The sequence below is a fragment of the Halalkalibacter oceani genome (genome assembly GCF_023715705.1).
GTDB lineage: Bacteria > Bacillota > Bacilli > Bacillales > Bacillaceae_D > Halalkalibacter > Halalkalibacter oceani_A.
Genome location: NZ_JAMBOS010000016.1, coordinates 1 through 13,696, shown reverse-complemented (window position 1 = coordinate 13,696; position 13,696 = coordinate 1). Strand labels below are relative to the sequence as shown.

General features: G+C 47.2%; 13 protein-coding genes and 1 pseudogene. 7 read left to right on the top strand and 7 right to left on the bottom strand.

The window, feature by feature from the left end; translation table 11 throughout:
- Positions 1-45: 45 nt before the first annotated feature.
- The 3 genes from M3212_RS14285 to M3212_RS14275 form a co-directional block, all read right to left on the bottom strand.
- Complete coding sequence (locus M3212_RS14285) at positions 46-1,074, bottom strand: aldose epimerase family protein (RefSeq protein ID WP_251194651.1); 1,029 nt, start codon at positions 1,072-1,074, stop codon at positions 46-48.
- A gap of 75 nt (positions 1,075-1,149) precedes the next feature.
- Positions 1,150-2,487, bottom strand: coding sequence for a xylose isomerase (gene xylA / locus M3212_RS14280; RefSeq protein ID WP_251194650.1), 1,338 nt, complete (start codon positions 2,485-2,487; stop codon positions 1,150-1,152).
- 166 nt (positions 2,488-2,653) lie between these two features.
- Complete coding sequence (locus tag M3212_RS14275) at positions 2,654-3,208, bottom strand: NADPH-dependent FMN reductase (RefSeq protein WP_251194649.1); 555 nt, start codon at positions 3,206-3,208, stop codon at positions 2,654-2,656.
- Between the two features lie 354 nt (positions 3,209-3,562).
- Here M3212_RS14275 and M3212_RS14270 point away from each other — a divergent pair, with 354 nt between their 5' ends.
- Together M3212_RS14270 and M3212_RS14265 are read left to right on the top strand one after the other, a co-directional pair.
- On the top strand, positions 3,563-4,597 hold the full coding sequence (locus tag M3212_RS14270; RefSeq protein ID WP_251194648.1) for an AraC family transcriptional regulator: 1,035 nt from the start codon (positions 3,563-3,565) through the stop codon (positions 4,595-4,597).
- A 21-nt stretch (positions 4,598-4,618) separates the two neighbouring features.
- The gene (locus M3212_RS14265) at positions 4,619-5,410 is read left to right on the top strand and encodes an SDR family NAD(P)-dependent oxidoreductase (RefSeq protein WP_251194647.1); all 792 of its coding nucleotides are present in this window, start codon (positions 4,619-4,621) and stop codon (positions 5,408-5,410) included.
- A gap of 207 nt (positions 5,411-5,617) precedes the next feature.
- Here M3212_RS14265 and M3212_RS14260 read toward each other — a convergent pair.
- A pseudogene (locus M3212_RS14260) lies at positions 5,618-6,144 on the bottom strand (methyl-accepting chemotaxis protein); the annotation flags it as partial.
- A gap of 154 nt (positions 6,145-6,298) precedes the next feature.
- On the opposite strand from M3212_RS14260, the gene mscL reads away from it, so the two are divergent.
- Entirely contained in the window at positions 6,299-6,679 is a 381-nt protein-coding gene (gene mscL, locus M3212_RS14255) for a large conductance mechanosensitive channel protein MscL (RefSeq protein WP_251194646.1), read from the top strand.
- Between the two features lie 216 nt (positions 6,680-6,895).
- On the opposite strand, the gene M3212_RS14250 is transcribed toward mscL, so the two are convergent.
- Both M3212_RS14250 and M3212_RS14245 read right to left on the bottom strand, forming a co-directional pair.
- The gene (locus tag M3212_RS14250) at positions 6,896-7,471 is read right to left on the bottom strand and encodes a DNA-3-methyladenine glycosylase I (protein ID WP_251194715.1); all 576 of its coding nucleotides are present in this window, start codon (positions 7,469-7,471) and stop codon (positions 6,896-6,898) included.
- A gap of 94 nt (positions 7,472-7,565) precedes the next feature.
- Positions 7,566-8,336, bottom strand: coding sequence for a MerR family transcriptional regulator (locus M3212_RS14245; protein ID WP_251194645.1), 771 nt, complete (start codon positions 8,334-8,336; stop codon positions 7,566-7,568).
- 146 nt (positions 8,337-8,482) lie between these two features.
- Here M3212_RS14245 and M3212_RS14240 point away from each other — a divergent pair, with 146 nt between their 5' ends.
- Positions 8,483-9,133 carry a YdeI/OmpD-associated family protein gene (locus M3212_RS14240; protein ID WP_251194644.1) on the top strand — a complete coding sequence of 217 codons (651 nt, stop codon included), beginning with the start codon at positions 8,483-8,485 and terminating at the stop codon, positions 9,131-9,133.
- Between the two features lie 67 nt (positions 9,134-9,200).
- Here M3212_RS14240 and M3212_RS14235 read toward each other — a convergent pair whose 3' ends face one another.
- Positions 9,201-10,343, bottom strand: a complete 1,143-nt coding sequence (locus M3212_RS14235) for an MFS transporter (protein ID WP_251194643.1) — start codon at positions 10,341-10,343, stop codon at positions 9,201-9,203.
- Positions 10,344-10,699: 356 nt separating this feature from the next.
- Between M3212_RS14235 and M3212_RS14230 the strand changes: the two genes are divergently transcribed.
- The 3 genes from M3212_RS14230 to M3212_RS14220 all read left to right on the top strand — a co-directional run bounded on the left by M3212_RS14230 (position 10,700) and on the right by M3212_RS14220 (position 13,505).
- Entirely contained in the window at positions 10,700-11,074 is a 375-nt protein-coding gene (locus M3212_RS14230) for a hypothetical protein (protein ID WP_251194642.1), read from the top strand.
- 332 nt (positions 11,075-11,406) lie between these two features.
- Positions 11,407-12,096: a response regulator transcription factor gene (locus M3212_RS14225; protein ID WP_251194641.1), complete on the top strand. Its 690-nt coding sequence runs from the start codon at positions 11,407-11,409 to the stop codon at positions 12,094-12,096.
- Positions 12,093-13,505 (top strand): HAMP domain-containing sensor histidine kinase, encoded by a 1,413-nt coding sequence (locus M3212_RS14220; protein ID WP_251194640.1) that lies wholly within the window; start codon positions 12,093-12,095, stop codon positions 13,503-13,505. The genes M3212_RS14225 and M3212_RS14220 overlap by 4 nt, the downstream gene beginning before the upstream one ends.
- Positions 13,506-13,696 lie beyond the last annotated feature (191 nt).

The window sequence follows — 13,696 nt, the reverse complement described above, 5'->3', positions numbered from 1 at the left end:
GAAGCCGACGCCCTGCCAGGAATCAGTCTCCCGGCAGGGCCATTTTTATTTAAACGCAAAGCGGTACGTCGTCGCCGTCCGATACTCCTCATCTTTTTCCAAAACAATAGACGGAAAATCAGCGTGATGGACAGCGTCAGGATGATGCTGTGTCTCCAGGCAAACTCCCATATGCTTTTTCCAACGGTCTTCGCCAATCGTATTGGCTGTATAAACGACAACGCAAGGTTCATCCGTTTCGACGATTAGCTCCCTCCCACTTTCCTCATCAACTAAACGGATTTCTTCCTGATGGTTCGCGCTTAAAATGAATGGATGATCGTAGCCGTCCCCGGCCAACTGATTCTGCGGATGATGCGACGTGACCCCGTCCTCCAGACGTCTTCCTCTCCGGAGATCAAATGGGGTATTCGCCACGTCAAGCTTTTCCCCTGTCGGCAGCAAACTCTCATTCAGTGGCAAAAAGCGGTCGCTTTTTAACGTAAGCTTATGTTGAAGCACATCCCTTTGTCCATTGCCGCTCAAGTTAAAATAAGAATGGTTCGTCAAATTAACAATCGTCTTCTGATCCGTCACCGCCCGATAAGAGATCGTCAGCTCGTTATTATTGTTTAACTGATAGCTCACCTTTACGCGCAAATGACCCGGGTAGCCTTCTGTCTGATTATGGCTTTCATGGGTAAAGATCACTTTCAGTTCATCAGCGCTTTCTTCCGTCTCGGTCTCCCACACGACTTTATCAAAGCCGTACTTCCCGCCATGAAGATGGTGATCCCCTTCATTTTTCGCCAGGCGGTGCACCTTGCCGTCCAATTCAAACTCGGCATTGCCAATTCGACCTGCCACCCGGCCGATGACGCAGCCCAAAAAAGCAGCCTGATCGAGATATTCCTCCAGCGTTTCATAGCCTAAGACGACATTCTCGAGCCTGCCGTGCTTATCTGGAACGACGATCTTTGTTATCGTACAGCCATAGCTGATACAGCCGACTTCCATTCCATTGTTGTTTTTCAGCATAAAAGCTTTGACTGTCTGCCCGTTGATTGTGCCGAATGTGCGTTCACTAACTTTCATTCTTACCTCCCCTTCCCCCGCTTATGTAAAAATGTACTGAGCGCCAGTAAGCGCCAGTACATTTTATCTGTGAAACTATGATGAATGAACACTCGCAAATGTTTCTAATAAGTACTTGTTTACAGTTGCCTTCAGCTGCTCCTGTCTGCCGGACTGATTATTGTCGATGCTTTCGATCCGTAACGCATGCTGCTCCAGCTTATGAAAGTCTGTTTTCCCTTCGACGATCTCACGGCCGATTCCCGTCGTGTAGCTGCGGTAACGTTCCGAGATGAAATCGTCCAGTACACGGTCATCAATTAATCGTTGCGCTACCTTGGCCCCGATCGCAAAAGCGTCCATTCCGGCAATATGAGAATGAAACAGATCGTCGACATCAAACGAGCCGCGTCTGACCTTCGCATCAAAGTTCAGTCCGCCCGACCCAAGGCCGCCGTTTTTAATAATTTCATACATTCCTAATGTCGTTGAATACAAATCCGTCGGAAATTCATCTGTGTCCCAGCCGAGCAACGGATCTCCCTGATTCGCATCGACTGAGCCGAGCATCCCGTTAATACGCGCCGTCCGCAGCTCATGCTCAAACGTATGCCCCGCCAATGTCGCATGGTTCGCTTCCACATTGAATTTAAAAATATCCTGCAGGTCGTATTTTTGCAAAAAGGCGAGACCCGTCGCAACATCAAAATCATATTGATGCTTTGTCGGCTCCTTCGGCTTCGGCTCAATTAAAAACTGGCCGTCAAAGCCAATTTCCTTTGCATAGTCTTTCGCCATATGGAAGAAGCGCGCCAGATTATCAAGCTCCAGCCCCATATCGGTGTTAAGCAGTGTTTCATAGCCTTCACGCCCACCCCAGAACACAAAATTTTCAGCTCCTAAACGCTTGCCGATTTCCAGTCCCTTCTTTACTTTCGCGGCGGCATAAGCAAATACATCCGCATTCGGCGATGTGGCCGCTCCATGTAACCAGCGCGGATGAGTAAACATATTCGCAGTGTTCCAAAGCAATTTCACTTTGCTCGTTTTCAAGTATTCTTCGATTCTGTCCACGATCACATCGATATTTTTCAAAGTTTCGCTCAAAGAATCCGCTTCCGGCGCAATATCAAAGTCATGGAAGCAGAAATACGGCACGCCAAGCTTTTCAAAAAACTCAAATGATGCCTCAACGCGCGCTTTCGCCAACTCCATTCCTGACAAATGATCGTATGGACGTACAGCGGTCCCCGCCCCGAACGGGTCATTTCCTTCCCCTGTAAACGTATGCCAATAGGACACAGCAAAGCGGAGAAACTCCTCCATCGATTGCCCGTTAATCTGCTCATCCGGATTATAATATTTATACGCAAATGGATTGTCTGAACTTGCCCCTTCAAACTTAATTTGCTTCACATTGCCAAAGTAGCTCATCTTCCCATCTCCCCTTATCCATTTTAGAAAACGCTTTCAGCAATTGCATTATATCACCATTAACTTAGTTTGTCTATCGGACGTACAAAGTAATTTTTGTTTTTTTAAGCAGAGCAAAAATCACCTACAGAAGATCGATATCTCCAATAGGTGATTTTCGTTTTATTTATGAGGGACGCAACGTCTTTAACGCCCCGCTCCAGGCAATGACTTGATCAAGCATTTCATTCACATTTTTTTGATGCAATTCAGCAGGCTTAAGTGTTGTAAAGTTCTCAAAATCAGTAAACAGCGACAACGTTGGATGAGTTCTCACATCAGCAACGAGCAGCTCGCCCAAAATCCCGCGTAAATGCTCCGCCGCACGAGCTCCACCTGTTGACCCGTAGCTGACAATCCCGGCCGCCTTGTTAAACCATGCTTCACGGGCAAAATCAACCGCATTTTTCAATGCACCCGTAATACTATGATTGTACTCCTGAACGATGAAGACAAATCCATCTAAACCGGCAAGCTTTTCGTTCCACGCTGCAATCCCCGGCTCAGTTCCATCCGTCGTTCCTAAGAACGGCAATTGAAACTCCGCAATATCAACAATTTCGTAGTTGGCATCACCACGCTGCTCGGCGATACCTTTGACCCATTCCCCGACCTGCGGACTCACTCGACCATCACGTGTACTACCAAGAATAATCCCGATATTCAGCTTCTCTGTTGCCACTGCTTCTTCCTCCTTGTTTTCTACCTCAATTAGTACCCACCTGTAAAACTCCCCACCTCTTTTTCTAAGAGTGTGAATATTTACCAGCTTATTATAAGCGAAGGTGCTTTCTCTATACAAAGAATATGGCTTAAACAAACGTTTCATTAACTAACCCTCTTAATAGGCTTGTATACGGCGATACCCCTTCTTTCTATTATTTGTCTCTCGAATTAATTTGGCGTCATCGGCAATTGGAATGTCGTTATTTGTTAGTTACAGAGTAACAAGGGATCGGTAGAATAATAAAGGACTGTGCAGATTAAGACAACCACACAGCGGCTTTTCTTTCTATACAAAGGAGGAACGATATGGATGACTTCTCATACACGTATTAAAATCCCAGAAGGATTTTGGGTGGGACTACAACAATTGGGAATTGCTCCTCAGGACATCATTCGAAAAGCGCAACTGCCCCTTACGATTATTTCAGAACCGGCTGTCAACACAGCTCAATATTTTGCGATTTGGCAAAGTTATTCAGATCTCATCGGCGATATAGCTAAAGGAATCATCCAGCTGGCGACCTCCTTTGAAACATCGAAATACCCACCGCCGGTCTTAGCGACTTACCATGCGCGCGACTATCGGGACGCCTTATATCGAATGGCCCGCTACAAGCAGCTGTGTCCCCCCGAATCTTTACACATTACTGAGGAAGATGGACACTGTACGATCGAACTGAAATGGCTCTGCCCTGCGCAAGCTGGACCGCCAATGCTTATTGGGATCACCCTGGCCTTTCTTCTCGAACTAGGCCGCCGTGGTACGGGACAACCATTGAAAGCGAGGGCAGTTGAATTTTCCCATCCAATGGGAGACAGTGAAACACTTGAAGCATACTTTGGCTGTCAGATCCAGACCAATGCAGCCTGCAACCGTCTGACCTTGGAGCGAAGCGAGTTAGACCTCCCTTTTGTCTCCTACAACGCAGAATTACTGGAAATTCTTACTCCGATTTTGGACCAGTCGTTTGACGAGCCATACGACAGCTTTCCAATTACCAGGAAGGTCAAGTGGATTATGAAACGCAGCCTGACAAGGGGGCGTCCTTCTATTCATTCTGTTGCGGGCGAATTAGGGATAAGCGACCGCACATTGCAACGCCGGCTTATAGCTGAGGGAACAAGTTTCAAACAACTGTTGATACAAACCCGGCATGAACAGGCAAGAGAATACCTGGCAAACCCTACACTCGACATTAAGGAAATAGCTTTTTTAATTGGCTATGAAGACGAGAGTTCATTCTACCGGGCTTTCCGCCATTGGGAAGGCGACACACCTTCCCAATGGCGCATACAGCATTTAAATATCCATGCAAAAGAGCGCTTTCTGAAGCGTGATAAGTAAAACAAGGAAAGAGGGATATAAATGGAAATGAACCTACACACTAAAACAGCTTTAGTTACAGGGTCAACAAAAGGGATCGGGAAAGCAATTGCTTTTGAACTTGCCAAAGAAGGTGTGAATGTATTGATCAATGGCCGAAAGGAGGACGAAGTGGAACGAACAGTCAATCAAATAAAGGCAGAATTCCCTCAGACCTCTCCGCAAAATGCTGCAGCTGATCTGGTCAATCCTAAACAGAGAGAAGCCTTATTTGAAAAGTATCCGAATATTGATATTCTCGTTAACAATATGGGAATTTACGAAATCATGCAATATGAGGACATTGACGATCAAATATGGGAAACATACTTTCGCACCAATGTCCTGGCCGCAAATGGATTATCCAAATTTTATTTACCTACCATGGCGCAGCGCGGTTATGGTCGCATCCTCTTTATTGCAAGTGAGGAGGCAGTAATGCCATCAGGGCAAATGCCTCAGTATTGTATGACCAAATCAATGCTATTATCCTTAGCCAAGAGCCTGTCTAAATTAACAAAAGGGACAGAAGTTACAGTCAATACGATTATGCCGGGACCAACCCTCTCGGAAAACGTACAACAGATCATTGAGAGCTTGTATCCAAATAAGATGACGTTCTCAGAAAAGGAGGAAGCATTTATGCTGGCAAACCTTCCTCAATCTGAGATACAGCGTTTTATTAGACCAGTTGAAATCGGTCGACTGGCTACCTTTCTATGCAGCCCTTATGCCTCCGCATTTAAAGGCTCTCCTATCCGTATGGATGGCGGAATGGTACCGACTATTTTTTAGATCAACTCATATATCAAAAAAAACAAGAACTTGCCATCAGGCGCAAGTTCTTATTTTTAGTTGGCAGGTGCCGTCAACCTACATTCATTAATTATTTTAAAAACTCACGAATCTATCGTTTGCTTTCTCCTTTTCTACCAAAAAAACTGGTGCTGAGTAGCCACACCAGTTTTTTCATTCCTTCATTATTCTTCTCCAGCAAGCTCCTTAATCTTGTATTCTTAACGGACGGCGCGCTCTATTGCTGTGCGACTTCAGTAATGCTGTTAATTTCATCTGACATTTTTTCAATCGCTGCGGTTTGCTGCTCGATGGGAACCCATAACCTCCTCTGTCGTCGTGGCATTTTCTTCTGAAATTGCCGAGAGCGACTGCATAAAGTTCATCTGCCTTATGCTTCATTTGCTCACCTGTCTCGACCACTTGCGAAATGACGTCCTCAATCACAACGAGCGATTGGAATAACGTTTCAAACTGGTGTTTCGTTTCGGCCAAGCTGCCTTGCTGCTCAGCCGTTACCGTTTGGACACGCTCCACTGCGCTGACGGCTTCAGAAGCCTGCTTCGTTAAAGCGGTAATGACCTCCGCTATCTCACTGTTAAAGCGGCTGGACTGTTCCGCCAGCTTTCTGATTTCATCCGCGACGACCGAAATCCTTTGCCATTTTCTCCGGCCCGGGCCGCTTCAATCGAAGCATTCAAGGCGAGTAAATTCGTCTGCTCAGCAATGCTCGCAACAAAAGATTCTATATCAGTCGACCAAAACTTCGTAATAAAGATCTGTTTTCGACAAACAGAGTTGACAATCTGGGAAAAAGAAATCATTTTTAAGTTAAGAAGTTTTTTTACAATGAAAAATCTAAATGAGCAGCAGTAAAGGAGAAGACCTATGTGGAAAGAATTTAAGGAATTCATCATGAGGGGAAATGTGCTGGATCTGGCAGTCGCGGTCGTAATAGCAGGAGCGTTTACAAGCATCGTCAACGCCCTGGTGGAAAACATCATTATGCCATCGATCGCCCTGATTTTCGGCAATACGGATTTCACTTCAGAATGGGCTTATAACGGGATTACTTACGGCGTTTTCATTCAAGCTATTATCGATTTCCTCATTATCGCAGCGGCCTTATTTATTTTCGTTAAAGCTTTTAACAAAATCACAAGAGACCGCTTTGTGAAAAAAGCCGCCGAGGAAGTGATTGAAAAAGAAGATGAGCAGGTCGTCCTCCTGCGTGAAATCAGAGACGCCTTACAGAAGAAGACAAACTAAGAAAACCGCACAGGTATACAGAGCCGTTACAATCACAGGCTTTCTTCAGCCCTCTTTAACTTACGAAGCCGGTACCCGAAAATGTTATCTTCGATTTAAAAAGACGTGGATAAAAGGTAAAAAAACATCCTTTTATCCACGCCAAGGCCCGTTGCAAGTGAGCGTAATACGATTGCAGCAGGGAAAAGCCGGTATTGTCTCCAGCTCTTGAGAAAGTCATGTCACCTTATGTCGGTGAGCCGTATGAAACGCACAAGTCCGAATATGATCATCGACGAGGCCAATCGCCTGCATAAACGAGTAAATCGTAACAGGGCCGACGAATTTGAAATTCCGCTTTTTTAAGTCCTTGCTAATCTGCTTTGATAAAGCGGTTTGGGCAGGGATCTCACCTTCGCTCTCCCACTGATTGATGATCGGCTTCCCGTCAACATAACGCCATAAAAAATCAGAAAAGCTCCCAAACTCCGCCTGTATGTTCAAAATGGCCTGGGCATTCGTTCGGACCGACTCGAGTTTGGTCGGATGCTTAATCACCTGATATTGCTCTTTAATCGTCTGCAAATCGGCGTCCGTCAGCTCCGCACAATAATTAAGATCAAAGTGCTGAAAGGCTTCCTGATAGCCAGCACGCTTTGAAAGCACAATCTGCCACGACAATCCGGCCTGCGCCCCTTCAAGGGTCAAAAGCTCAAAAATATAGCGGTCGTCGAAGGAAGGGACGCACCACTCCTCGTCATGGTAAGCCTCCATCAACGGATGACCGTTCGGCCACGAGCATGTCCTCTTCATCATCTATCGCCTTCCTGTCCTTCTTTTTACTCTTACTATAGCATAACCAGGTGGAGCAGACAGCAAGCAGTCCGTCCAGCCTGTCATCACTCTCCTATTCTTCCTCGATCGCCTTTACAGTCTCTTTCAAAAAGGCCTCCTCCTCTTTTGTAAAGACATTCGGAAAGCGGAAATCATCCATGTTCTTAAGAATACTGTCCTGCTGCTCAAGCAACTGCTTGGAAAACTCTTCCTCATCAACATACTTGAAGGCGAGCTCCATTATCTCGGTCAGCACTGCTTTCGCTTCTTTCGACTCCGGTGAGACCTTTTGCTGAACAAGCGCTTTAATTTTCGATAATAGCTTCATCCATTCTTTGTCGAGCTGAAGCCATTCCTCCTTTGTCAAATCGTACATCTGAGCGGCCATTTCCTCGGAAAAGTGCTCCTTTATCCATGCCTTATGCTCTTCCTCATGCTTAATACTGAGCAAAAAAGAGCTGATCATCGACCAATCCAGCTTATAGCCCTGCTTTACTAAATGCTGCACCCTTTCGATCGCCTCAATCGCCCTCTCCAGTTCTATCCGCTTTTCCGTTAACAGCCGGTGCTGGAGTGACAACGAGCTTTCAAAGGACTTCGGCACCGGAGCCTCTGCCTTCAGGAGCTGCTGAATCTCCTGGAGCGAATAGCCAATGAACTTTAACGTCTGAATATGCTGAAGCGTTGTTAGATCATCCATACCGTAAAGCCGATAGCCGGCCTGATTGTACTTATTCGGCACCAACAGTTCCATTTCCTCGTAAAAGCGCAGCGTCCTGACCGTCAACCCCGTCCGCCGGGCAAATTCGCTGATCGTATATGTCTCATCGTTCATTTTCTTCATCCTTTCATCCTGACTCCTTTAATCTTAAAGGCTCACGTAACGGCAGGTGCAAGCATCCATTCGAAATAAAGCTGAGATGACAGCCCCTTTTCTTCCCGCTATAATGAGGCAAAGAGCGTATCCATTGCCTGAAGGAGGCTGTGAAAATGTCCATTATAGAAAAGCAGAGCTTACATAAATATAAACATTTAGTTGTGATCAACGAGCCAGAGGATTACGAGCTGTTTCACGATCAGCCGACCACATTAACTGAAAATCATGATGCGATTTTCATTTTTATCGAAACGCTGAATGAAATGATTTCTTTTACGAAGCAAGTTATTGCCAGTCAAGCGTTAGTTGAAAAAGGCTATCTGTTTTTCGCTTATCCGAAAAAGGGAAACAAGCGCTACGATACTTCGATCCACCGGGATGAGATTTTCCCGGCGATGAACGTTAATCAAGACGGGTATGTCGCCGGGAGCGACTTGAAGTTTTCGCGGATGGTCAGCATGGACCAGACCTTCACCGTCATCGGCTTAAAGCGCGAGAAAAAGAAGGCTAAGAAAACAGCGGCGCCCAGCCAGCAAGTCGCCGATTATGAGCAGTATGTGAAAAATGTGGAGATCTTATTAGCCGAACATCCAGAGGAGCTTGCCTTTTATCAAAGTTTAACTCCGGGCTACCAAAAAGACTGGGCACGTCATATCTTTTCCGCTAGACAGCAAAAAACGAGGGACAAGCGCCAGCAGGAAATGATTACGATTCTCTCACAGAAATACAAGTCGATTGCCTTGTATCGGCAAAGAGACAACTAGCCGGCTGCATCAGCCCCATCAACAAACGGGCCTTCCCTCCTTGGAACGGGATCGCTCTTCTTTCCCTTTAATGCCCGGACTTTTCATGATACGAAAACAGAACGAGTAGCGCCGTGCAGGAAAGCATCAGCAGCGCGCTGAATAAAAATGGCGCACCGAACTGTTCCCGCGCAAAACCGGAAAGAAACGAACCGGCAACGACACCGAGCGAAAAGAAGGCATAAAAGATCCCGTATGCTTTCCCGCGATTAACCGTTGTCGAAGCGTCAGCCACCATTTGATTCATTGATGGAAAGATGAGCGCAAAGCCCGTCCCATAAATAAGCATGGCGAGCACGAGCCACTCGATCTCCAGCACGTAATGAATGATGACCAGTGAGAGCGCAATCAGAATCAGACCTGTCACCACAAGCTTCCAGGAGCGAAATCGCTCATAGATCCTGTTAAGCGGCGTAACAAAAACAATGAGCGCCGTAATTCCATAAAGACTGAGCAGCATTCCGGTTGTCGCCGTCGTAAAATCGATATCCCCGACTTTTAATGGCAGTGCATAGGCCAGCGTCCCATTGCTGACCATCAGGGCGAACGCCGCTAAAGACGCCTGCAGCAAAGGAAGCTGTCTCATCAGCAGCCAGACATCCTGCCACTGCACCATGCTTCGGACAGACATCGCTCTTTGTCGCGGAATATGTGAGTAACTGACAAGCAATGCAACAAGAAACAAAGCCGCTGTAAAAAGGAAAACTGCGCTATATTCTCCACGGGAGGCGAGCCCACCGCCAATCGCCGGTCCGGTAATCGCCGCAATGCCGATCGCCGCGCCGGCAAACGCCATCGCCTTCCCTTTTCTCCGCTTATCAGAGCGCTCCCCAATCAATGCGAATGCCGCAGGAATCAGGACACCGCCGGCCAGCCCATGGACAAAGCGGATGACAAACAGCTGCTCACCGTTTTGCGCCAAAGGATAGAGCAGCAGCACAAGAGCGACACTGACCATCCCGAAGACCAGCATTTTCTTATAGCCGAGCCGGTCAATCCAGTGACCGCCGATCACATTGCCAACCATATTCGCCAATGAATACACAGCAACAACCGCTCCAACAAGCACATCTCCTGCTCCCAGGCTGACGGCATAAGGGGAGATGATCGGAAGCTGAATAAATGTATCAATAAAGACAACAACAATCAGGACATAAATCATACGCGACATGACAAGTACTCCTTTAGGACAAGACATCATGCTTTTTCGTCCAGTTTACAATACATCCCGCTCCTGAAACCAGTGATAGGCGCTGAGTAGAAGCAACGAAGGAAAGAGCAGATGCTCTCACTACTCGTTTATAGCCACAGTGGATATAATTGTTCATTGCCGGCTACTCACATTTTTAATCAAGCTGTGATCCTTTTCTGACCAAGAAAATACCTTTAAAGCAAACGGTTTCAAATGCCGATATTAAGAAAAACGACAAAAGCAGCTTTTCTTTGAAATGACACGCAGAAACCCCTCTGCCTGGAAAAGTACAGGCAAAACGCAGTTAGTAACCAAATCACAAGGAGGTCACAGAAATGAAAGTGAGCAGCCAGCCTACACCTTACCCGACTCTATTTGATCACCGCGGACAACAGAAGCAGACGGCCTTGCACACCGGGAAAACATTAGCCGTTTCGAGAGTGTCCCACGATCTGCTGGAAATTAGCCCCGTGGGACGACAGCTTGATGTGATCATGCGGGATGCGGTGAAAGTCTCGATTCCCTCAACCCCGAAGGACGACATCAATGAAATGATGAAAATGTTTAAACCGGAAGACTATGAAAAGATGAAAGATCATTTCGCTCAAAACAGGATCAAGGAAGGCTTTGCATTGCTGCATTCCTTCACGAAATTAATACCCGGACACCCTGAATGGCTGCAAGCATACAGAGAGTCGGCCCGGCGCTAATTCGATGTTCAAGGGTGCCTATCATTGAAAAAAGACCGCATAATGAGGAAAATCACAATTTATGCGGTCCGTATACCGTTCGAACACTCCCTTTCTCACCCTGTAAAGTTTCTTCGGCAGCGGTCGCCTTTTATTCATGCGACCCATCAGGAATACAATACTGCTCCTCTTCCTCGCTTTCACACAGATGGTTCTTCCCTGATTTGCCCTTTTTCATTCCACTCCTGCCGGTGCTCAATGGTTAAAGCTTGGTTAAAGGATGAAGCACGCATGTAGCAAACGTTCTGAAATAAGTATAATGAAAAAAAGGATAGCAGAATGGAGGGACGCCCGTGACATCTCAAAACATATTGGTAGTCGATAACGAAGAGGAAATCAGGGATATTCTAAAGCTTCATCTGGAGAATGCCGGTATGCAGGTCGTTGAGGCAGAATCAGGTCAACAGGCCCTGTCCGTTCTGGAGCGCTCATCCATGGACCTGATCGTGTTGGATCTGATGATGGAACATATGGATGGCTGGGAGGTCCTTAACCATCTGACGCAGAACGGTCTGAAAACGCCGGTGATCGTGCTAAGTGCCAGGCAGCTGGAGGAGGATAAGATCGAAACCCTCGGTCTCGGTGCGGATGATTACGTCACGAAGCCGTTTAGTCCTGGCGAATTGATCGCACGTATCCAGGCTATTTTGCGCAGAAGCAACCCGGCCTTACGAATCAAGCGGTTCAAGCTTGGGGAAGCGGTCTTTGATGTGGAAGGTTCGTTCATTCAGAAGCGCGAGGAGAAAATCTATCTTTCTCCGATAGAAGGAGCACTCCTGGAACTTTTTCTGCAAAATCCGGGCAAGGTCTTCACACACCGGGAAATTCTCCGCCAGGTCTGGAAGCTCGACCATGGGGACAACAACCCGGTCAAAGTCTATGTGAATTATTTAAGAAAAAAGGTAGAAGATAATCCATCAGAACCGAAGTACATTCAAACCGTTCGCGGTCTCGGCTACCGCTTCATGGAAGGGTCATCATGAACCTCAGGGGCAAACTATGGCTGCTGCTTCTTTCCAGTTCATTGACCTCTCTCCTGCTGCTAATTGGTATTGCTGCTGTGATTGGCTGGCTTTTCAACCAGGGCTATACCCACCAAAACCTGAATACGCTTGGTCAGGAACTGGCCCGTCAAGCACAGCAGAGTGAGGCTGAATCCGGACAGACAGCAGACCTGCTTGAGGACTTCCAGCGCGACCACCCGGTGATTGAACTGGCCTGGCTCGGAGCAGATGGACAATTGCGCTACGCCACGAACGGTCGCACCTTCGACTACGACATAAATGAAGTGATGAACCTCTTTTTGAATATGCCGCAATATTTGTGGGAGGAAGGAGAGCAGATCACTTTGCTCTTTGATTGGCAGACAGGAGAAGAGCAACAGTTTCTGATAATGTCCTTGCCCAATGACGCCATGCAGGGCAGTCAGATTTTCGTATACATCCAAGATTACGCCCAGTTCGGTCAACTGCTTTTGCCCCTGGCTCTCTTCATTTTGACACCTTATGTATTCGCCCTGATCTTCTTCCTCAGGTTGAACCGGCGGCTGACAGCACTGAACCATGCTATGAAAACATTCGATGCAAATGACACCTCCCTGCTCATTGAAACTGAGTCCAGCGATGAAATCGGACAGCTGACCCGCAGCTTCAATGAAATGGCCAACCGCATTCGCGCCAACGTCGCCCGGATCAACGAGCTGGACGCCAAGCGCAAGTCGCTCATTGCTGACATCTCTCACGATTTGCGCACACCGCTGACGATGATCATCGGCTATGCTGAGAGTCTGGACAAGCACCTTCTGAAAAATCCGGCAGAACAGCAAAAGTATATGACTAACCTGCTCCGACGGGCGCAATACATGGACGACTTACTACAGAAATTGCTTGAAATCGCCCAGATCGACAAGTACAAACAGCATATCCGGTTTGTACGGCAGGATTTAGGAGAGACGATCAGGCTGATTGCCGCCTCATACATCCCGATCGTCGAAGCAAAAGGGATCGAGGTGGATATTCACATTCCGGAGGAACCCCTCTACCTGGCATATGACGCCTCCTTGCTGGAAAGAGCGGCGCGCAACCTGATCGAAAACGCGATTCAATACGGCGGTGATGGCCGGTATTTGGGCATCTTTCTCAGGCAGGAGGAAGAACATGTCACCATCACAGTGGCTGATCATGGTCCCGGAATTGACGCGGAAAAGCAGAAGCTGATTTTTGAACGGTTTTATCGGGGCGCGAAAGGACGTGGCGGGGAAGGATTCGGACTGGGCTTGGCGATCGTTCAAGAAGTGGCAAATGCTCATAACGGGTATGTACGTATAACGAGTCAGCCACAAGAAGAAACCATGTTCACCTTATTTCTACCGAAAAACAATTGCTCCAGTTGATAAAAAGTCCCTGCTCTTCTTCTTAAAGTCTTAAAGACCGCAAAACCAGCTCCTGAATTGGGGGAAATCAAAACCACCCGTGAGAACGGGTGGTTTGTTCTACGGCTGGAAGCCTTTGTTGCTGACCAGACCCTAAAGGGCCACTGAACGGTTCGCCATTTGTACTTCTTCTACTGGCCAGACCTCAAAGG